General features: G+C 63.3%; 20 protein-coding genes. 7 read left to right on the forward strand and 13 right to left on the reverse strand.

The genetic code is table 11. The features are described 5' to 3' along the window. Window positions 1–782, forward strand: a 782-nt coding sequence (locus tag GEV06_24115) for an amidohydrolase family protein (GenBank protein MPZ20960.1), incomplete at its 5' end; no start/stop codon positions are given. Window positions 783–1,018: 236 nt separating this feature from the next. Here GEV06_24115 and GEV06_24120 read toward each other — a convergent pair. From GEV06_24120 to GEV06_24140, 5 genes are all read right to left on the reverse strand, one after another. After that, the gene (locus tag GEV06_24120; GenBank protein MPZ20961.1) at window positions 1,019–3,082 is read right to left on the reverse strand and encodes a hypothetical protein; all 2,064 of its coding nucleotides are present in this window, start codon (window positions 3,080–3,082) and stop codon (window positions 1,019–1,021) included. Next, window positions 3,000–3,419: a lasso peptide biosynthesis B2 protein gene (locus tag GEV06_24125; GenBank protein ID MPZ20962.1), complete on the reverse strand. Its 420-nt coding sequence runs from the start codon at window positions 3,417–3,419 to the stop codon at window positions 3,000–3,002. Before GEV06_24125 ends, GEV06_24120 begins: the two co-directional genes overlap by 83 nt. Then, window positions 3,365–3,667 (reverse strand): PqqD family peptide modification chaperone, encoded by a 303-nt coding sequence (locus GEV06_24130; protein ID MPZ20963.1) that lies wholly within the window; start codon window positions 3,665–3,667, stop codon window positions 3,365–3,367. Before GEV06_24130 ends, GEV06_24125 begins: the two co-directional genes overlap by 55 nt. Window positions 3,668–3,750: 83 nt before the next feature. After that, a complete protein-coding gene (locus GEV06_24135) occupies window positions 3,751–5,262 on the reverse strand; it encodes a hypothetical protein (GenBank protein MPZ20964.1) in 1,512 nt (503 codons plus the stop codon). Window positions 5,263–5,434: 172 nt separating this feature from the next. Further along, window positions 5,435–6,568 carry a hypothetical protein gene (locus tag GEV06_24140; protein MPZ20965.1) on the reverse strand — a complete coding sequence of 378 codons (1,134 nt, stop codon included), beginning with the start codon at window positions 6,566–6,568 and terminating at the stop codon, window positions 5,435–5,437. Window positions 6,569–6,749: 181 nt separating this feature from the next. On the opposite strand from GEV06_24140, the gene GEV06_24145 reads away from it, so the two are divergent. Beyond that, window positions 6,750–7,595, forward strand: a complete 846-nt coding sequence (locus GEV06_24145) for a cyclase family protein (GenBank protein MPZ20966.1) — start codon at window positions 6,750–6,752, stop codon at window positions 7,593–7,595. 4 nt (window positions 7,596–7,599) lie between these two features. Here GEV06_24145 and GEV06_24150 read toward each other — a convergent pair whose 3' ends face one another. Both GEV06_24150 and GEV06_24155 read right to left on the reverse strand, forming a co-directional pair. Further along, entirely contained in the window at window positions 7,600–8,169 is a 570-nt protein-coding gene (locus tag GEV06_24150; protein ID MPZ20967.1) for a hypothetical protein, read from the reverse strand. 12 nt (window positions 8,170–8,181) lie between these two features. Continuing rightward, window positions 8,182–10,872 carry a c-type cytochrome gene (locus GEV06_24155; protein MPZ20968.1) on the reverse strand — a complete coding sequence of 897 codons (2,691 nt, stop codon included), beginning with the start codon at window positions 10,870–10,872 and terminating at the stop codon, window positions 8,182–8,184. 256 nt (window positions 10,873–11,128) lie between these two features. Here GEV06_24155 and GEV06_24160 point away from each other — a divergent pair, with 256 nt between their 5' ends. From GEV06_24160 to GEV06_24175, 4 genes are all read left to right on the forward strand, one after another. After that, window positions 11,129–12,295, forward strand: coding sequence for a tetratricopeptide repeat protein (locus GEV06_24160; GenBank protein MPZ20969.1), 1,167 nt, complete (start codon window positions 11,129–11,131; stop codon window positions 12,293–12,295). Between the two features lie 117 nt (window positions 12,296–12,412). After that, window positions 12,413–13,003: a tyrosine-type recombinase/integrase gene (locus GEV06_24165; GenBank protein ID MPZ20970.1), complete on the forward strand. Its 591-nt coding sequence runs from the start codon at window positions 12,413–12,415 to the stop codon at window positions 13,001–13,003. A 94-nt stretch (window positions 13,004–13,097) separates the two neighbouring features. Then, window positions 13,098–14,252 (forward strand): MFS transporter, encoded by a 1,155-nt coding sequence (locus GEV06_24170; protein ID MPZ20971.1) that lies wholly within the window; start codon window positions 13,098–13,100, stop codon window positions 14,250–14,252. Window positions 14,253–14,521: 269 nt separating this feature from the next. Next, window positions 14,522–14,887, forward strand: coding sequence for a VOC family protein (locus GEV06_24175; GenBank protein ID MPZ20972.1), 366 nt, complete (start codon window positions 14,522–14,524; stop codon window positions 14,885–14,887). A 341-nt stretch (window positions 14,888–15,228) separates the two neighbouring features. On the opposite strand, the gene GEV06_24180 is transcribed toward GEV06_24175, so the two are convergent. The 5 genes from GEV06_24180 to GEV06_24200 form a co-directional block, all read right to left on the reverse strand. After that, a complete protein-coding gene (locus GEV06_24180; protein MPZ20973.1) occupies window positions 15,229–15,495 on the reverse strand; it encodes an antitoxin in 267 nt (88 codons plus the stop codon). 469 nt (window positions 15,496–15,964) lie between these two features. Then, window positions 15,965–17,041 (reverse strand): tyrosine-type recombinase/integrase, encoded by a 1,077-nt coding sequence (locus tag GEV06_24185; GenBank protein ID MPZ20974.1) that lies wholly within the window; start codon window positions 17,039–17,041, stop codon window positions 15,965–15,967. Window positions 17,042–17,085: 44 nt separating this feature from the next. Continuing rightward, window positions 17,086–17,379: a helix-turn-helix domain-containing protein gene (locus GEV06_24190; GenBank protein ID MPZ20975.1), complete on the reverse strand. Its 294-nt coding sequence runs from the start codon at window positions 17,377–17,379 to the stop codon at window positions 17,086–17,088. Window positions 17,380–17,476: 97 nt separating this feature from the next. Further along, window positions 17,477–17,788, reverse strand: coding sequence for a hypothetical protein (locus GEV06_24195; protein MPZ20976.1), 312 nt, complete (start codon window positions 17,786–17,788; stop codon window positions 17,477–17,479). A 72-nt stretch (window positions 17,789–17,860) separates the two neighbouring features. Beyond that, entirely contained in the window at window positions 17,861–18,223 is a 363-nt protein-coding gene (locus tag GEV06_24200; protein MPZ20977.1) for a hypothetical protein, read from the reverse strand. 448 nt (window positions 18,224–18,671) lie between these two features. Here GEV06_24200 and GEV06_24205 point away from each other — a divergent pair, with 448 nt between their 5' ends. Then, on the forward strand, window positions 18,672–18,914 hold the full coding sequence (locus GEV06_24205; GenBank protein ID MPZ20978.1) for a hypothetical protein: 243 nt from the start codon (window positions 18,672–18,674) through the stop codon (window positions 18,912–18,914). A 200-nt stretch (window positions 18,915–19,114) separates the two neighbouring features. Here GEV06_24205 and GEV06_24210 read toward each other — a convergent pair whose 3' ends face one another. Further along, window positions 19,115–20,221 (reverse strand): hypothetical protein, encoded by a 1,107-nt coding sequence (locus tag GEV06_24210; GenBank protein ID MPZ20979.1) that lies wholly within the window; start codon window positions 20,219–20,221, stop codon window positions 19,115–19,117. Between the last annotated feature and the right edge of the window lie 168 nt (window positions 20,222–20,389).

The following is a 20,389-nucleotide window of genomic DNA, read 5'->3' on the forward strand; positions in this document are numbered from 1 at the left end:
TGCAAATCTGGTCGCAATTCTATCGAACCGAGACCATCAAGCAGTACCTGGCAGGGGGCCGCAGAACGCGACAGCTCATCGCCATGGTCGCGCGTGAACAGGGGCTGACCCCAACCAATGAGGGTGGCTGGAACACGGCGATGAACCTCACGATGGCAATCGATGGATACGCTGGGCTCGAGCACAACTTTCCAGCCACGCCGCAATATCGCGACGTCGTCGAGCTGATGGTCCGAAGCGGCATGATCCAGACGCACACCCTGTCAGTGTTCGGCATGAGCCTATTCCATCGCCGCTGGGATCCGTGGGCCGAGCCACGACTCCGGCGATTCCTTCCACCCGACGCGATTACCTACTTCCGGAGGCCGGTATACGCTACCGGTCAGGTCGACCTCGAGACATTGCGCCAAATCGCAGCCCAACCCGCCAAGATCGTCGCCGCGGGAGGTTGCGTCGGCCTCGGCTCCCATGGGAACCTCCCCGGTCTTGGCGCACATTGGGAGATGTGGACGTTGGCTCTGGGTGGAATGCCGCCGCACGACGTGCTCCGGGTGGCGACTCGCTGCAGTGCCGATGCCATTGGGCACGGCGCTGATCTCGGGTCCATCGAGCCTGGCAAGATCGCCGATCTGCAGGTGCTCGACCAGAATCCGCTCGAGAACATCCACCACACCGCATCCACGCGGTTCGTGATGAAGGGCGGCCGACTGTACGACGCCTCGACATTGGCCGAGGTCTGGCCCGGGCGCAGGCCGCCTGTCCGAATGTGGTGGCATGAGTAAGGCGAACGGACGCTGGTGGGAACATCGGCATGCTGCCGTTTCATGGGAAGGGATCCAATACGAACCTCCCCTCTCGTCGCGATCGAGAGGGGAGGCAGGGTTTCGCCGTTAACCAAGAGGGTCAGTCATCCAAACCTACCTCGAGGCCTTCGAGCCGCTCTCCTGGATCCGGGCTGTCCAGGCCGACGGGTGGAATGCCCCGCACGATGGACAACGCGGAAGCCAGCTCGTACAGTTTAGGCTTCTCGTACTTCATGGTATTCACCTCCTTTCTGTGTTGGATTACTGTGCGCGGCGCCACGCTCAGGACTCGATGAAGTCGACAACGCTGCATGTGCACGAAGCCACCGCTCGGCACCAACCAACATCCCCACTATTTGTTCCGAGCGCTGGTGGACGGAATGCTCTCCCCGCAGCGCGTTCTCGAGAGCTGCTTCGCTGACGAAACCTTGCTTGATCAGTTCCCAATGCGAGGGAGCGCCCAACCCAGTGAATACCGCAGAGAGCACGCGGGACCAGTAAGGTGCTGCGTAACCTTTCGAGAACCTCGACGCAATCCGAGGCGGTAGAAAACGACCGAAGGCCCGGCGCATCAGGGAACGCGTCTCACCAGGCAGGTTCAACACCGATTGCGGGAACGCACAGACACACTCGACGAGGCGTCGGTCCATGTACGGATGTGTCAACCGAGGACCACACAACTCGCTTGGCGTTTGCAACCCTCGCTCCGCTGAACACCTAATCAGGCGGGAAAGCAGAAACCGGACCGTCGCGCGGGTGCTCTTCTCGACGGCAGCGGCTTCGGCATATACAGCTTGCCGAAGCTCATTCAAGGCATCCGCCTTGGCTGTGAACGAAAGGACGTCAGTCTGACATCCTGCGCTCCTGCTGCTCGCCATCCACAAGCTCCGGCGCGCCCGCGCAGTTGCGCGCCAAGAGGTTGGCAGCGCGACGCGAAGGTTCGCAGCTAGGAGCGCAGCCACTGGCTTCTTGGTTGCGAGAGCCCAAGCATGAAGTTGTCTCAAGAAGGTGAGAACCTCCCAGCGGTCGAGACACTCCAGTGCAGCGTGGCTCCAGTCTGGGTCATTTGCCAATACCACGTCGCCACCTTGGCCGGTCATGAGTAGCTTTCCGCCGAGCAGGTGAACGCGACGCAGCTTTGCCAAGGACGCCCACCTTGGACTGGCCGGTGTAACCCATGAGAGGTCGCCGTCGTACACACTTCCCACGTCGTCGATTGCGACGAGCTCACTGTTCGAGGAGCGCGCCTCGTCCACAACAGCTATGAAGCGCCGCTCGTCGACCTCTGGTGACTCATCCGAGACCATCGAGACGGTTCTTAGGCGAAGCGCGTCGACAACTCCACGCCGGATCAGCCAGTCCGCCAGGCACACTACCGATGACGAATCAAGCCCACCGCTAAGATCCGCCCAAACAGGTCGAGTGGACCGCAAGCGCGCGCCGACAGCTCTCGCGAATACGTCCCGCAGGTGCTCCTCGTATTCCCACTCGTGGCGATACCGAACGGTGTTCGCTGGATATTCGTAGAACCGATGACAGGTAGTACCGGCGGCAGAGAAGGACAGCGCATGCGCCGGTGTAACGGACCGAACCGGCAGGTACGGCGTGCGGTCTGCCGGCACGAAGCCCACCAGGAATCCCACGACGAACACATCGTCCAGGTCGTCTTTGACGCCTTCCCGCAGGATCAGCTCGCCGAGGCTACTCGACCAGGCCACGTGGTCCGCAGCACGCCGGTAATACAACGGACGAACGCCCATGTAGTCGCTCGCTAGGACCAACCGCCGCTCCGGCGCGTCCCAGAGTGCGAGGCTCCAGTCGCCGATGAGACGAGCGAACCCGTCTACGCCCCAGCGCTCGAACGCTGCAAGCGCCAGCGCGCCGTCAGTTGCGTCAATCTCAAGGTCGCGGTGGAACTGCAAGAGCAGGTCGTCGCGGTTGTCCAACCGGCCATCCCAGGTGAGCACACGGCCGGCAGGCGAGACGAGTGGTCGCTCCTCGCGCTCGTCCTCAGGCGTGATGTGGAGCGCGCGCGAGAGCATGAGTAGCCCCGGCTCGAGGTGCGATCCGCCGCCGTCCGGACCGAAATCCGCGAGCGCATCGTCAATCCGCTCCACGACTTCGAGTGGAATTGGGCGTCGATCCATGTAGAACACACCTGCCTGCGCGCTCATGGCTCCTCCCACCATCGCGGTGCTACAACCGATCGAGCACGAGAAAGAACTTCTGATACTGCGGGCGATCGTTGACGACACGTCCGTCCACCTCGACCCAGGCATGGGAGTCGATGGGCACGGGCCGATACGCGATCACCAGCGTTGCCTGCACACCACACCAGCGCAGCAGACAGGTCGTGACCGCCGATCGCTGAAGGCAATAGCTACGCTTGACGTACCAGACACACGCCTCATCGACGGCATGACAGACGCGCGCGATGACGTCGTCGCGACGCGGGCGGCTTCGTCTCGGAAACGCCGCGACGAACCGGTGGATGGCACCAAATCCCGCGAAGCCGACGAGGTCGTAGACCACGAGTCCAAACCAGGCCGAAACGGTTAACATCACGTTCCCTTTCCGCCTTCGGGCGCTTGCTCCTGCGGCTCGATGAGCCCGCATTGTTCGAGGTCCCTCAAGAAGCCAGTGATGTCCTGCCGAATCACGTCCTTGCTGGTACCTGTCTCGGCGCTGATCACGCTGAGAATGGCAGTGAGGTCACAGCCCTCGTCCACCAAGGTCCAGATGCGGGCGCCAACGGCATTCGAAGTCACGACCTTCCCGCGCTTGACGTCGAGAAGCGCCAATCCATCGCGCGTGGTACCTGCACGTGCGTGCGCCGCGACTCGCCACATCCGCTTCTCAGCCATTGTGCAAACGCTCAACACGACGGCAAAGATAGCCCAAACAGTCCGCGGTCGGAGCGCACCACGCTAGAAAATCCGAACTCTTGTCACCTGGACGACATTTCGCCAATAACCACGGGCGTCTCGTAACGACGACGACCGTGCGCGTCTGTCCGAAGATCTGCCACTTCGGATCCAATTCGCAGCACCGCCACGACCCGCCCCACGACAGACGCCTCGTCGACATCCATGTGATGCACCGGACCAGCCGCGAGTGGCGGAGGCTCGAGCGTGAGCTGCCGCCCTCGAATCGTGGCGTATCCCGCGTGGTACCCACGATTCGACGCTTGCATCAGAAGCAGCGGAGCTTCCTGATGACGAGAGGATCTCTCTCGGGGCAGCTCGAGGTGTTGCCGGCGGCGATCGAGCACGAGGATGGTGCCGCCTTCGATCAGCGGATGCGCGCTGTTGTCACACCGGCCGAATGTGTACAGGTCGTCGATTGTGAGTGCTGGCTTACCGAGCGCCGCGCGGAGCATCTGAAGGAGGGCCTTGTCCGGTCGGGTGCCGCTCATCGCACGAACGGGTTGCTCGCTCAGCTCGAGGTCATCGAACATGCGGGTACCGAGCGGTATGACCATGCCAGCGAGCGCGAGATAATGCCAGACATCGAGCGCGTACACGCTTGCCAACGTAAAGAGCTTGGCCAAATGGTGCGGTACGGTATCGATGGTCTCGTAGCGTTCAAAGGTGCTTCTCGCCATGGCGTAGGCCGGTCCGCACACCGCCGCCATCTCAGCGGCAAGTCCAGCCGCCTCGCGCAAGCTCAGACCAGCTCGCTCACGGGCAGCGGCAACGTAGTGATGAAGGGCAAGCTCGGTCGAGAGGACGCTCACCAGCCGTTGGCGAGGACGCGCCAGCAAGCGTGGCGGCTCGCGCGACGACATGTCCATGCGCTGGTCGAACGGCTGTAGCTCGGCGTCCACGCTGCCGAGGACGCCCGCCTCTGTGCCGAGCACGAACAGCGAGGGAAAGGGCATCGCGATCTCGCCGAGCAACCGGATCTGGTCCGAATCCACGCGAGCGAGGCGGCACACTGAGAGCCCGTACAGGTGCTCCACGGCGTAAATCTGCTCGGGATCCGCATCGGGCGTCAGCCCCCGGTTCGTGTCGACGGACACATAGCTTCCCGCTGCAAAGCGGGATGGGAGCAGACGGTCATCCCGCCCGAGCTTCAGATACAGGTGGGTGTCGTCTGGCGACCGCGGCATCTCCAACGTCGGCAGCGCGCCGACAATCTCCTCGGTGGGGAGCGCGCGCGGCGGGACCGGCACACGCCGCAGGCCGTGGCTGAAACGCTGTAGATCGCAAGGATTGGCTCGCGATGAGATGGCGACAGTGCGCGCGCCGTGCAGCGCAATCTGCCAGCGCGGTACCGTGGCGGGGTCGTATCCAAAGAGCGTAAGCCACTCTTCGAGAGCGGTTCCGGTCAGCACGCTCAACGTGGCGAGTTGAAAGATGTGCGGCTCCTCGCCTCGGCGGATCCGCCCGAGGAAGTTGGGCCGAAGCGCATGCGCTCGGTTTCGATCGAACGGCGGCGCCTGGCTTACCAGAGACACACGCTTCGCCGTCAGGCTGCAGCGCGCGAGCACGCTCTGGATTCGGTCGGCGCATTCTGCGGGTTCGAGCGGATGACCAGGCACAATCTGCCTCGCGTGAGTGCAGAACGCCGGAATCCGCGAAAACGCACACTACGGATGAGCTGGTCGCGATTTTTTTTCAGACCCTCGCCTACGGGTGCGCGAGGAGGACGGCAAACGCGGTCAGGACCTCTGGCACCGTGAAATCGCAGTGGCCGTAACGGAGCGTCGGCAGTGGGATGAAGGCCCCGCGATCTGCGAGCTGCAGCTTGAAGGAATAGAGGACCTCATGCGTGAACGGCACGGTGTCGTCACCCGTCGTGTGCATCGTCACCAGAGGAATGCTGAGTCTGCCGGAAGTCTCGTACTGCCGCAGCGCCTCGATGGCCGCCGGATCTGCCGCGAACCGGCGCACGCCGCGATTGAGCCGAGCGTCGTTGGAAGAGCCGGAATACCAGCGGGCTCGATTGTCGAAGGGATTGCCGCCGAGCTTGGCGCGGGCATCGTTGGTGGCCAGCACGTTGTATGCGAGCACCGACAGCGCGGTGCTCGTGACCGTCTCGAAGTTGTCAGGGTCGTGCGGCGCGCGTGACACCTTCATCAGCTCGAGCGCGCGCGCCGGCCCTTGCTCCAATCGAGCGCGAACTTGCGCTGGCAGCGATCCGTCGAGCCAGGCTGTGATCTCTCCAGCAGGGATATCAATGGGCGATCCGACGAGCACGCCTGGAAAGAAGTAGTCGAAGAGAGCTCGGAAATCAACGAAGTAATTGATTTGAAATCGGAAGCCGCCAATTGGCCCGCACGCGGCCAGGGCGCCCGTGAAGAGCTCCGGCGAGCGTTCGGCCAGAAGCGTCGCGACGAGCCCTCCCTCGGAGCCGCCCGTTGCGTAGGTCCGTCTTGGCTCGCCAACGCGCTGGTGAAACAAGCGGACGAGATCCCGAACATCCTCGACGCCTTCGAGAATGGCGAGGCCGTTCTGCCGATAACTGGTAGTCGCGTATGCAAAGCCCACTCGCTGGACGAGCGTGCTGAGCTCCGTGCCGTCGGGCAGAACGTCGTAGAATCCAAGCTCGGACAGGCCCGGAAGGTTCGGCACGTAGCCGTGCGCGTAGACGAGGAGCTGCTGATTCCAGCCGGCGGCGGGAACGCAAATCTTCCACAACGCACCGGTCTCGAACCGCCCTTCTTCGCATGGCCCGGGGACGGCCTCTTGAGCGTGCGCCGGCGCCGCAAGCCCAACGACAACGAGACAAGCGGCGAGATAGGCGAGCACTTTCATACGCATTATTCACATCCCCAGTACCAGTTCTCATCGCGACGATTATGCCAGATCCGATGCGAAAAGGATGGTCTCAATCAGATCACCCTCTTTGGCTTTGGAGTGGGGACGCGTAACTGGACGGAGCAAAAGCATGATGCAACGCCGTCGCTCGAAAATCGCGAAGCTAATGTACCTCACCGCGGTCATGGTCGCGGTTGCCTGCCGCCCGCAAGCGGACCGTGGCGGACCACCGAGTAGCTCCGATGAACCTCGTCGTTCGTCACAACCGTCGGAGACATCGGGCGCTTCGACCCAGACGCTGCTCCAGCTCCTCACTGACGAGAGCATCCGTCTCGTCGACCTGACGCACGCGCTCTCGCCGCAAAGCCTCTATTGGCCCACCGGCTCACCGTTCGAGCATCGTCGTCTTGCGTGGGGTGTCAATGAGGCCGGCTTCTGGTACGCCGCCGCGGAGTTCTCTTCGCCCGAGCACCTGGGCACGCACCTCGACGCGCCGATCCACTTCGCCGAGCGGGGATGGACGACGACAGATATTCCAGTCGAGCGCTTCGTGGCGCCGGCGGCAGTCGTCGATATCAGCAAACGACCGGCCACCAACCCCGATGCAACGCTCCAGCCGAGCGACGTGACGACGTGGGAACGGGCGAACGGTGCGCTGATGCGGGGATCAATCCTGATCGTGCGCACCGGCTGGTCGGAGCGCTGGCCCGACTGGGAGCGCTACTACGGGTCGAAGACGCCGAAAGACCCGGCGACCCTCCACTTTCCGGGGGTATCGCGCGAGGCGGCCGCCATGCTCGTCGAGCGCGACGTTTCGGGCGTTGGCATAGACACGGCCAGCATCGATCCTGGCAGGAGCACGACGTTCGACACCCACCGTGTGCTGGCGGCAGCCAACATCTTCAATTTGGAGAATCTCGTCAATCTCGAAGAGCTGCCGCCACTCGGTGCGGTCGTCGTGGCGCTGCCGATGAAGATCGAGGGCGGCACCGGCGGACCGACGCGTGTCCTTGCGATCGTGCCGCGTTAGGAGCTCACTCCTCCAGCGCCAGTTTGATGCGATCCAACAGCGCTTGCTCCTCGTCTGACACCTTCCCGAAGCCCAAGACGCCGCCGGACGCAGAGGCGATGCCTGTGCACGATGCGAGCAACTCCTGACGCGTCGCCTCGCGCTGGTCCGGGGACCGCGCCTGGAGCATCGCACTGATCGCGCGAAGCGCCACGCTCAACGCATCGTCGGACGGCCGGTCCGTGAGCCACTCGGTCAGCTTGCGATCGGCCTCCGACCCCTGTTCGATCGAGAGACCGCGTGCCTTTTCGACGATCACCTCTCGCTCGCGCGTGGAGACAGCGCCGTCGGCCCACGCAACCTGGACAAGCGGCAGAATGTCGATGAGCACCACGGTCTCCGGTGTGTAACCGATCGCCTGCAGCTCCTGCAAGAGCGCCTCGTCTGCAATTCCAGTCCGCTGTGTCATCTGTTGGCGATCCGCTTCGTCGGCACCACGCCGACGCATCTTCGCGATGAGCTCCTGCTCACGCTTGTGGAAGTACTCCTCTTCCTGGCTTCGACGCCGATCGGTGAATGCATCCTTGTCCGACACTGATCGATACTCCTATTCGAGACTCTTGATGTACAAGATGATCGAATCGATTTGCGCCTCGGTCAACACACCGGCATAGCTCGGCATGCCAGCTTCACCGCTCTCGTAGCCGGCGACGACCTTCGCCGAAGGTTCGAGGATCGCCTCTCGAAGGTACACCTCGTCTGCAACCACCCGCACAGCGCCATTGGCAAACCGCCGCTCGCCACCGTAGAGACCTTTGAATGTTGGCCCGAGCTTGGAGATCGACGTGTCGGTCGAGTGGCAGGCGATGCAGCCTGAGCTCTGATACAGGCGACGGCCCTCCTCGGCGCTCACGGGCGCAGCCGTATCTGCCGAGGTGGTCCTGGGTGACAGGTCGACGGTGAGATCGCCAAAGCCTTCGGCTCGCGGATCGAAGCCCCGGAGCTCATAAGGCGTGAAGTAGGCGTTCTCCTGGAACTTGACGCCCTCGGCCGTCTCGAGCGACCAGGCGATGCGCATCTGCATCACTGGCTTCATCTCGGGCACCGCGACGAACACGTTTCGTCCATCCTTCGAGAGATACGCCGCACTTGGCACGAGCCTGTCCATGCCCGGTGTGCCATCCGCCTTGAGCTGCGGAGAGCCGTAATTGTGGGTACGAACGTAATGCCAGCTCATCACCGAATAGCTGTCTGGGGCGACCGCCGTGTCGGCGTCGAGCGGTGCGTCGAAGCGCAGCAGCACGCCCTCGTCGGTCGGCACGACGTCACGCGGAACGGTGGAGGGCGCGCCCGTGTAGCGCACGCGGCCGAGACCGGCCAGGCGGGTCGCTGTGGTTCCCCAGCCGAGGATCTGAAACCCGGCGAGATAGAGCTGACCGTCCGCGGGATTGACCGAGCCGTTGAGCGGCGGGAAGTCGAACGCGCGCGTGAGGCTCACCACCGCGGCTTCCGGCTTCGCGTTGTCGTTGTCGTGGACATAGACACGAAACAGCTCGGGGTTGTTGAACCCGATGTGAACGAGCGCCTCGTTGAGCGGCCCCATGCGCGCGCCAAACAGCCAGACCTGCGACATCGCCGACGCATTGGCTGCGTGCGGAATCCACGTGAGCGGCTCGGCGATCGGCGCCGGGTAGACCTCACGCGGCTGCTTGTCGCTGAGGAAGCCGTAGAACTGCCTGCCCCGCACGATGTGCAATGGCGTCGTTGGAATGTAATGGCCTTGCTGGTCGCTCGCGGTGACGACACCGGTGCGCACGTTGACGCCGATGTTCGGCTGGCGGAACCCATAGCCGAGCACCGTGGCACGGCGGCCATCGGCCGATATTCGCAGCACATGCCCATTGTGCTTACCGATCGTCGTGGCCTGCTGGTTGCCCTTTGCGATGACGAACTCACCGCCGGGCGCGAGCCGCAAGGTGTTGGGGAACTCACGCATGTCGGCTGTCTGTGCGAAGGCGTTGGAGAACAGCTCGTGGACGTCCGCTTCTCCGTCACCGTTCGTGTCGCGCAGGCGCCAAATGCCATTGCGGTCGAAGACGTAGACTTGGTCGTCGCGAATTGCGAGCGTCAGCGGCTCATGGAGGCCGGAGGCGAAACGCCTCCAGCGGGCGACGCCGTCCCGCTCGTGAAGGCCGTGAATGAACCAGACGTCGCCGTCGAGCGTCACGCCCACGCCGGTACCGTCGCGGAGGAACTGGATGTCGCCGAGTCGCACGTTACGACGCCAGGGATTGTCGAGCGGCAACGCGATGTCGTCCACCACATACGCGTCCTTCGCCGTCGAGCGTGTGATCTTGCTGGTGATCTCCTGCGGCCAGCGAGGCGTAGGCATGTCTGTCGGGATCGCGCGGGGTGCGGGTGTCTGGGCGCTGCCGCTCTCCGTCAAAGCGGCGCCAAACTGAAGAGGCTCGTCATGCGGCGGCACCCGCACGGCCCACATCTCGGCGGATCCTGTGGCACTGGCATGCGCGGTCCCGCTGTCATTTGCAAACGGGATCGTCTCCAGAACGGGCGAGACGTCTGCCTCGCTTCCGAGCGAAATGGTCGCATCCTCTGCCTTGATGCCCAATAAGAGCCACAGCGTCTCACTCGTCGGCCCGACGTGAAAGCGCCGCTCGAGAGTGTTGTGCTCGGAGAGTGTCACCCATTCGCGCACCTCGGCGCCGCTGGCCGTGTACTCGAGCACCACACCGTCGCGGACCTGGCGAATGGCCTTGAAACGCCCCATCTCCTCTGAGAGCGGACCGCGTCCCACTTCCTCCGGGCTGGGCGCCAACTCGCGCGGATCGTCGAACGACGGGCGGCGGCCGCTTTGCCACCCGGGGTAGATGCCGTTGGCGAGCCAGACCCTGCCGTCAGGCTCCGGCGCAGGGAACTGCCCGCCCTTGGTCTTCTTGTCGGAAGCGTGATAGGAGCCAGGCGCCAGCGCTCTAGGCGTCACGGCGTTCCCGCGCCAAATGGCGGCGACGCGCAACAGATCGACGTCGAATCCCACCCAGTAGCCATGACCGAGATTCAACACCAGGCCGCGCGGCGTCAGGTTGTTGGTGGGAAAGCCAGGCCCGGAGCGGCGGGCATCCAGAACCGAAGAGAAAAACGGGAAATCGGGCTCGATCCAATCGGCCCAGCGCACCGTAGACGAGGATGGCTCCGGTGCAGCGGCCGGCAAGGTGCGGCCCGCTAGCAGAAGCGGCAGAGCAATGATTGCCAGGCTGATTGCTGGCCGGAACAACGTCATCGCCGTCACCGTCCCGCGCTGCACGACGTGCTGAGCATGCGTCGAGTGCACCATGACTTTCCCCGAGACTGCCTCCGTGCTGATCCAAATCTTAGATCGAGAATACGCCATTCCCGGCGCGTTCTCCTGAGCAGACTGGGGCGGGCCCCGAGTCGGACCCCTCGCACGATGAGCCAAATCGCACTGTGTGCTGCTCCTTGGCGACCCCGAAACCCGCGACCCCGAAACCCGTTGACAGGGGCAGCAAGGCGCGACGATGATCATTCGCCTAGCTTCAGTGATGAGCCACCGTTGTTGCCGGGCCTTGGCCGTTGTCCTGCTAGCCGGAAGTATCGCTGCGGACTCAGGGGAGCCCGCCGAGCGGTTCGCGGCTTCTCAGGCCAGTACGGGAGAGGAAACCATCGACGAGAGGCTGGGCCGTCTCGAGGCGATGCTCTTCGCTGGCACGGATGGCGCCGACAACGCCATCCCGGAGCTCAAGAAGATCCTTTCCTTGGATCCACGCTCCGCTGAAGCTCACTTCCTCTTGGGCATCGCCTACGGAAGGATGGGGTCTCCCGAGCTCGTCGGTGAAGCGAAGGCGGAGCTTCGGCAGGCCCTCGCGCTGAAACCAGACCTCGTTCAGGCGCGCTTTTACCTCGGTGAGGTGTATCTCAAGCTCGGTCGCGCGGAGAGAACCCGAGACGAGCTGGAAGCAGCGCTTCTCCAGGTGCCAGGACATCCTCAGTTTCTCGCGTTGCTAGGCGAGGCCGAGCGGCAGTTGGGCAATCCAGACCGCTCGCAGGCGCTCAACCGTCAAGCGCTGCAGGTTGCCCAGTCCTTCGTCCAGGCTCGTTACTACTTGGGCCTGGCGCTGCTCGATCTTGGGCAACGCGAACAGGCCATTCACGAGCTGCAGCAGGTGGTGGAATCCGATTCGAGGGTGCCCGAAGTGTATCTGAGCCTAGGAAGCGCTTACCTCGACGCCGGCCGCCCCGAGGCAGCCTTGGAGGTTCTCCGCGATGGGGCGCAAATCGATCCCTCCAGGCCAGACATCCGGATCAAGTTGGCCCGAGCATATCGCTCAAACGGTCTGCTAGACGAGGCCGAAGAGCAGTTGGCGCTCACCCTGCCAGAGGGCACGCCCATGCTGGCCTCGACGTATTATCAACAGCTGGAATCCGATCTCTACCTCGAGCTGGGTCTGGTCAAGCTGCAACGGGGCCAAGTGAAGGCGGCCGCGGACGCATTCGAGAAGGCGTTGCAGATCGATCCAAATCAAGGGCTCACGCACCGCCATCTCGCAGAAGCGTATCTGCTACAGGGTTCCTACCCGCTGGCGTCCGAGCATGCGGCCCGTGCGGAGAAGCTTGGTTTCCCTCTGGCAGAGGACGAGCGCAAGTCTCTCGAGGAGGGGCTTCGCCGCAAGGGAAGACGAGAGTGATCCACGTCAGGTGGCACGGGCCCGTTGCCCTTCTTCTCCTGTTCGTTCCCACCTCCCTGGCAGGGCGAGCGAGCCAAGCCGAGCCCGATCGTCAGGTGCACTTCACCGATGTGACAATTGCAGCGAAGATCGACTTCGTCCACGAGTCGGGCAACTCTCTCGACAAATACATGGTCGAGATATGCGCCTGCCACCATCAACCTTCGACTGGCTGCGGTTCGGCGCGTGGCGTACGAGGCTGCCGACGCCGGTCTCCTGAGCCGGGAGCTGGCGGCGGGCACTCGCCGCGTGAAAGGGGTGCGGCGCATCGGCGTTCGACTCGGGAACTGGCTGACGCCCGAGCAGGGCCGACGGTTACTCGATCGTGCGACGCCGTCGACACGCCGTGAGATGCGCGACCATGCGATGGTCGCGATGTTGATTGGTTGTGGACTCCGCCGCGCCGAGCTGTTGGCCCTGAGCCTCGAGTCGATCCAGCAACGGGAGGAGCACTGGGTGATTGTCGATCTGGTCGGCAAGGGTGGACATGGGCGAACCGTCCCGGTCCCAACGTGGGTGAAGACTACTCTGGACGCGTGGACGGCGGCGGCTGACATCACGCACGGCCCGGTCTTCCGGGCGATCAACAAGGCCGGGCGCGTTTGGGGAGACGGCATGTCGCCCAAGGTGCTTTGGGATGTCGTGCGTGCGGCGACGACGCGCGCCTGATCGGACTCGACGCGCTCCGGCACCCGTCGTTCATCGTTCGCCGTGCCGCTGCGCAGCTCCTCGAGTACATCGGGCAGACGGACGCCATATCCCCATGCAATCACAGCGAGCGTTGACGTTCATCGTCCTGCTCGGGGTCGTGAGCCTGTTTGCGGACGTCACCTACGAGGGGGCCCGCAGCGCCGCAGGCCCCTTTCTCGCGATGCTCGGCGCGTCGGCGCTGATCGTCTCGGTCGTTTCCGGCGACGGCGAGCTCGTGGGCTATGCGCTGCGGCTGTGGTCTGGTCGGCTCGCCGATCGCACACAGCACTACTGGGCCATCACGTTCGCGGGGTATGCCATCAACTTGCTGGCCGTGCCGCTGCTCGCGCTGGCGGGCAACTGGCCGATCGCGGCCTGCCTCATGGTGCTGGAGCGAACAGGCAAAGCGCTCCGCACGCCTGCGCGAGACGCGATGCTGTCCTACGCCACCAAGAGCACGGGGCGGGGCTGGGGCTTCGGCTTACACGAGGCGCTGGATCAGATCGGCGCCACCACGGGGCCACTCATCGTGGCCGGCGTCGTGATGCAGGGAGGGAATTATCGAGACGGCTTTGCGGTGCTGCTGATACCTGCCCTCGCCGCACTGAGCACACTCGGCCTGGCGTGGCGTCTCTACCCACGGCCGCAGGAGCTCGAACCGGCGGACCTGGAGCTGTCCGCTCGTGGCTTCCCAAAGGAGTATTGGATCTATCTGATCGGAAGTTGTCTCGTGGCGGCAGGATACGCAGACTATGCACTCCTGGCCTATCACTTTCATCGCGCGGCGACCGTGCCTCTCGACTGGATTCCTGCGCTCTACGGCCTCGCGATGGCCGTCGACGCCGTCGCCGCCCTCCTCTTCGGTCGTTGGTTCGATCGAGCGGGTGTCCGTGTGCTGGTCGTCTCCACGCTGCTGTCCGCCTCGTTCGCACTGTTCGCCTTCGGCGATCGACAGGCGCTCGCCGTGCTCGGCACGATCCTGTGGGGCATCGGCATGGGCGCGCAGGAATCGATCATGCGGGCCGCGATCGCGGACATGGCACCGCAGATACGACGTGCGACGGCCTACGGCGTGTTCAACCTCACCTACGGCGCCTCCTGGTTCGCCGGTAGCGCGCTCATGGGCTGGCTCTACAGTCGCTCCATGCTTGCACTGCTCGGATTTTCCGTGATTGTGCAGGTGGCGGCGGTGCCCTGCTTCCTTATGGCGGCGCGGGCTAGGCGATGACAATGTTGGCGGCTGCCACGATGCAGCGCGCCGGGAGTCATCGCGGTCCGAGCACCTTCTGAACCACTTCCTTGTTGCCGCACGCCAGCAACAGTCTCACCGAATCGCTGTGGCGCAGCCGGTGTGGGTTCCGATCGAGAAAAGCCTTCGCGTTCGAGCAGCAACCGGCGCTCGACGCGACCTCCGACATGAGACCAAAACGGCGGTAGTATACCTGGTGAGCGATGGCCGGAAGTAGAACGCGATGTCTCCAGACAGGAGGATGAACATTGAGACTCAATCACCTCGATCTTCAAGTGTCGGACGTCGACGCCGCTCGTGAGTTCTTTGAGCGATTCTTCGGTCTGCGCTGCCGATACCAGCGACAGAAACAGATCGCGTTCTTCGAGGATGAAACTGGATTTGAGTTCGGAGTGAGCAACCTGTTTAATTCGCCCCCACCCTCATATCCGCCGGATTTCCATGTGGGATTCGTTCTGGAACGCACGAGCGACGTGCGCGAAATCTACGATCGTCTCAAGAAATCTGGCGTCGCCATGAAGGTCGACTTGGGGGTACAAGGGCCTGCCCTGGTCTTTCAGTGCCTGGGTCCCGACGCCATCCCTGTTGAAGTCCGGGCCCCGAAGGACAGCTAGAGAACGTCAGCGGACGAGCAAGTCACCTGCGAATCAGATCCGCCCAGACATGAAATGGACTCTAATCCGCTTTTGTTAGACCGATGACGCCTCTGCACAGCCTCGGCGGAGGAAGCTGCCACGCAGCACCTCCTTGAGCGGGGCACTCGCTTGAGCTGTGGCTCTCCGGCGCCCGGGATCGGCAGGCGATAGGCCGCATGAGCTGGCGTGGTCGAGACGTTGTTCATCAAGCAACGCTTCTGAGTCGTGACCAGGGCGTGCCGTACGCGGGGCTCGCGTGCGGGGCGCGGCAGTTCTGCGGCGCGGGCAGGCAGATCGCAGCGCGGGCGTCTTCCACGTCGTTACACCTCTTTGAGCCGCCCGGACGCGTACTTGTGCAGCAGGCTCGAGATCAGCGTTTGATACGGCAAGCCCTCAGCCAGCGCTCGTTTCTGGATCGCTTCCAAATCCTTGCTCGACAGCCGGATGTCCAGCCGTCTGTCTTTGCGGAACGTCGCCTTGGCGTAGCGAGGGTAGCGAGCCCGTTCGCGCTTGCCACGGCCCGCGAACTTCCACTCGCCCCGCTCGACAGACTCGAGCAGCTCCTTCTCGTCGGCATCAAGCTTCATCGCTGGACTCCTCACCCAGGTACTGCTTCGTGGCCTTCCGGGATGATCGTCTTCAGGAAGACCGTATGCTCGAGGAAGGAGAGACCACAACATCTTGTGGTGCTCTCTGGACATGCCGATTTTCTAGGGGATGTTGGCGGGGTCGACGGGACTCGAACCATCTCGCCTTGGCTGCAAGCCAAGGCGGATCGACTGAGGACGGCGAGCGTGCCAATCACGCAAGGTGTGAATGGCGGGGTCGACGGGACTCGAACCCGCGGCCTCCGGCGTGACAGCCAGTGTTCCACACACTGTAACCTGCTGACACTTCAATGTTTATATGGCTGAGGAGAAGCTGTGGTGGCAAGCTACGCTCAAGAATGGCACCGCATGACTGGTGTTTCGGATCGTCCAACTTGGAGCCCATAGACCAGGTTCGTCCGAGTTTCGCCCGCTCCCTGTTTTTCATCCTCATCGCATCGACCATCAGCTACGTCCCAAACGCCTTTCGCACCGCATCGACCAGCCGCGGGTCGGTGACCATCTGCGTGTAGAAATCGGTCGTCTCAATATTGGCGTGGCCGAGTGCTTTCTGCACAAGTTCCTTGTTCCCGCTTGCAAGCAACAGGCGGACAGCGTACGAGTGCCGCAGCCGATAGCAGTTCACAGGCCTGTACATGAGGCGAATCTTCTCGATCGCGGCGGCATCGTCGCCGGCTGCTTGTGCCGCGCGAACTGCCTCCTCCCCCGCACTCTTCATGGCGATCTTCCAGTTCTTGTTCACGCTGGCTTGAGAGAAGCCACCCCACCCTCCTCGCTCGATCAGTAATTTCCAAGCAGCTACGCCATCCGGCGGCAGCGGTACCATCAAAGGCACATCGCCCTTCCCCACCCGCTTGAAGCAAAATGGCTCCGCCAAATCCAGAAACGGCACTACGTCCTCGGGCACGGCGCGCGTGATCTCGGACGGACGGAATCCAGCGTAGGCCATCAGCATCAGACGCGCCTTTGTCGACATCCTGCGCATCTTTGAAAGCGCATTGCGAATGACCTCGTAATCTAGCCACTTCGGCGTTGGCGCCGGTTCCGGGAAACGCGCCACTTCGCGCACTGGGTTGTATGCGTTCAGTCCGTCCAGCACGCTGTAGAGATGGCTCAATGCTGTTCGGCGCAGGTTGCACGTATGCGGCGCATACTCGTTGCGCCATTCGCGGAGTTGCCCCTTAATCTCGCTCGGTTCGATGCTGTCGCGCCGCCGGTGGCCAAAGCGCGGCAACCAGCTACGAATTTCGCGCTTCCGATCTTCGATGAACTTGACCTCTCCACGAATCGCATCGAGGTAGCGGTCAACATCTTCAGCGAGCGCGTTCCTGGCGACCCGCAAGCGATCGCGGTTGAGCTCTGCGCGCATCTCGGCAAGCAGGAAGCGAAGTTTTCTCTCGGATGTCCCGGCGGGCATTCGCTTCTTTCGCTGACGTTTGCCCTTGGATGCGACAAGAACGAACGAACTGTCTTCGAGCTCGTAGATGCCCGTTTCGATCTTCCGAACGAACTTGTCCTTCTTCAATGCCGCCTCACATTCTTCGGCGCAATGGACACCTAATCGCACTCCTACGGGTCTCCTGCGCAGCCTAGGCGCTCGCGTCCTGGCCGGCCACGCCGGGGCTGTGTCCAGCGATTCGACTCCATGAACCGTTCTACCTCGTTTCGGCTCCACCGCGGACGACGATCAAGCGGCGGCAATTCCGGAATCGGAAAAGTCCCTTGGCGCCTTCGGCGCTCGATTGTCGACCGAGACACCCTCAGAAGCGCCGCAACATCGTCCAGAAACAACACGGCGTGGTCAGGACGATCACGCGCGGGACCTGCTGAGTCTGATCCGTTGATAACAGAACTTCCAATCATAGCTGTACCCTTGGCAAGAATGTCACCAGCCGAGTCTCACCCTCGGTTGAGGAGATGCCGGACGCGCATCGCGCCACGTCCGGCATCGGTGCGAGCGCTACGGCGTCGCGTCGTTCGCGGTCTCCTGCGTATCGGCCAGGTAGGCCTGTAGCACAAACTCGCGCAGGCGATCCTGTGCCGCAGGGTCGTCAATGGCGCGCAGCAGCGAAAAGCTGCGCCGCTGACCGTGAGCGGTGAATTGACGCGCCGGGAACGTGACGTTCCGGCCGGTGCCGTCCCGTCGTGCCCAGATGGCGAAGCCGATGAGTCTCAGGCCGTCGAGTTCGCCGCCGGTGAAGTGGAGTTCGGCGTCTGCGAGCTTTCCGGGCACCATGTGGCCGTTGCGAATGATCTTGACGAACGTGTTCATTGTGTTGACCTCCTGGTTGGCCCACGAGGGACTGGTGGAATTCCGGAATTCGTGCATGCGTCTGTATGCGCATCAATCCACTTCAGTGATGGAAGGAGCCGCGAGGCGGTTCCACAGCGAGTGTTCGAGCGTGTTCCTGCTGACGAGAACCGGATCTGTCGGAGCGATCAGATATTCGCCCTCGCCGTAGCGGGCGCGCTGCAACGCCTCATCGGAGCTCCCGATGAGAACAAGTCGCGCGGGCGTTCGACCAAGCGAGTGGTCGAATGGAATTGGATCGGCTGCGAAGCCGGCCACCTCGTCAAAGCTCGATTCGTAGAGCGTCAGCGTTGAAGGTCGATCAAATGTGACCGGCGCCGTCGTGATAAACGCGTGATAGCAGCGAGCCTGGCCGCCGATGGTGACGTCCACCGCGGATGTGGTCCTGTCCTTCATTGCGTTCCTCCTTTCAATGTGAAGGGCATCGGTGTCGACTCCGTGAGTTCCGTCAGAATCCTCGGGCCATCACATAAGTGCCTTCCTTTTGGCGCCGCCGAGGTCCGGTCAAGCCCGCCAGCCCGAAGGGTCGGAGCGAAGCGGAGAGGCTTGAGCGGACCGAGGCGCGCCGCACAATCGGGTATGTGATGGCCCGGTGGTTCGTGGATGGCGTTGTTGGAACGAGCAGGGGCGGAGGCTTCCGTCTCCGCGAAAGCTGTCGCGATGCTCATGCGTGAGCTCCCTTCCGAGCTGGGCATGCCGGCCGTGGCCGGCGCGCGCAGCCTGCCAACCTTCGCGCCTTCGACGCTGTTCGTTGAGGCGAGGAAGAACTCTCAGGTGCAGTAACGGGTGGAGACGAGAGTCCCAGCCGCCGCGTCGCGGTGGCGAGGTCCGTCGGCGACCAGCTGTGGCGCAGGATCAGAGCGATTGTCACGAGCTGCGGGTACTGGTGGGTCTCGAAGCGATCGCCTACATCGACGAGGCCGAAGAACTCATCGCCGACATGCAGTTCGTTGAGGAGCAGCGTGATCAGACGACGCGACCACGGAAGATCGCGCGTTTGGTCGACGAGGCGGTGAAGGATCAGCGGACGAAGTCGCGTTCGCCAGTCGCGTACGTCGATTTGCTGTGGCGTGGAGCCACTCCGTGAGTTCCTGCTCGTTCGGGAATAGCGAGTCTTGTTGCGCATGTGCACACCTCCGGTTAGGTCCGGTCCGCTCCTGGGAGCGGGCGGGGGAAGTGCGCGGCATCGCGCACGGCCGGGCGGACAGGCTGCTGAAGCCGCACCCGCGCGGACTTGGATGGGGAAAGAGGCCGTGCGGGGATGTGCCCGCACGGCATCAGTTACGGTCAGTGCACCGTCGTCAGGAGACGGCTGGCAGCGTGGTCGAGCGCGAAACGTCCGTCCTGCCAAGGCGTGCGTTGACTGAGCCTCGTGAGCCCTTGCACGTAGCCCCATACGGATCGGGGATTCGTCTCATGTTGCTCCGCCAGCGTGTACGCCTCTGCGGCTTGCTTGCGCGACAGGTCGAGTCGTTGCATGACCGCATCGAGCACCGCGTCGCGCGTCGGACCGAGCTCCAAGGTGATGGCCCGCTGGAGCAGGGTGCGATCGACGGACGGGTCGGCGTCGAGGGCAGAGCGGACAGCATCGAGCGACGCTGTCCACGCCTCCTGAATCGACGCCCCCACGTGCCGGCGCCGGAAGCCAGCAACGTGGTGAAAACCCCAGACCACATGATTCGCACAGCACGCGCGAAACAGGAACAGATCCAGGGTAAGGGCGGCGGCTCCAACGTCGCTGTTCCGGAGAATGAACCCGCGGAACAGGCCGGCATCGGTGGAGTCAGTGGGATCGTCGAGATCGCGGTTGCCGTCCGCAACGAACAGGAACATGTCTCGATCTCCCAGATAGGCGCCTGACGGAACCCGTTCGGCGCCGTATACGCCGTCCTTGTAGCCGAGCGGCAAGGACCACGCGGGATGTTCGGCCATGAGGTCGAGCACCCGGCGGGCCAGCTCGTCGTGGTGGACGCGCGCGTAGCGCGATGATGTAATCGCGTGCATGGTCCACGGTGCGTCACGGTCGACGAACAGCTGGTGTTGCGATCGACGGTGACGCTGGAGCCCGTAGTTGATCGCGTCCGACGCGATCGGTGCGGGCAGCGAGCGCAGGTACTTCGGCGGCGCGCCGGCAATGGTGGCGAGCTGCTCGAAGCTCCAGTGCGTTAATCCAGCAGTCCGGCCCGACGACTCGCGTAAGGCGAGGCCGTCGTCGCCGGCCGCTTCCGTCCTGAAATCGCCGGTCTCGATGTCGCGCTCCATCGTGCGGTTGCGTCTGGCGCGAGCCGCCTCGTGGAGCGCTTCAACGCTGGCGTAGCGCTCGTCGGGTGGCCGTGTGGCCCATTCCCGGTGAGCGGTGTACGCAGTCACAGCAGACATACCGAGTTCTTGCATGGCGTATGCTCCTTTCTACGAGCCCCTGGGGGCGCCGAGTTGGAAGGAAGCTCCACACCGGGCGGTGTGGAGGGGTGGCCAGGACCGGCCACAGGCGTGAAAACTCGTTCGGGCTAGTACATCGTCCGATTAATGCTTTGTGTTATTTGTCGGGCGGCGACGGCGGCG

The sequence above is a fragment of the Luteitalea sp. genome, assembly GCA_009377605.1.
Taxonomy (GTDB): domain Bacteria; phylum Acidobacteriota; class Vicinamibacteria; order Vicinamibacterales; family Vicinamibacteraceae; genus WHTT01.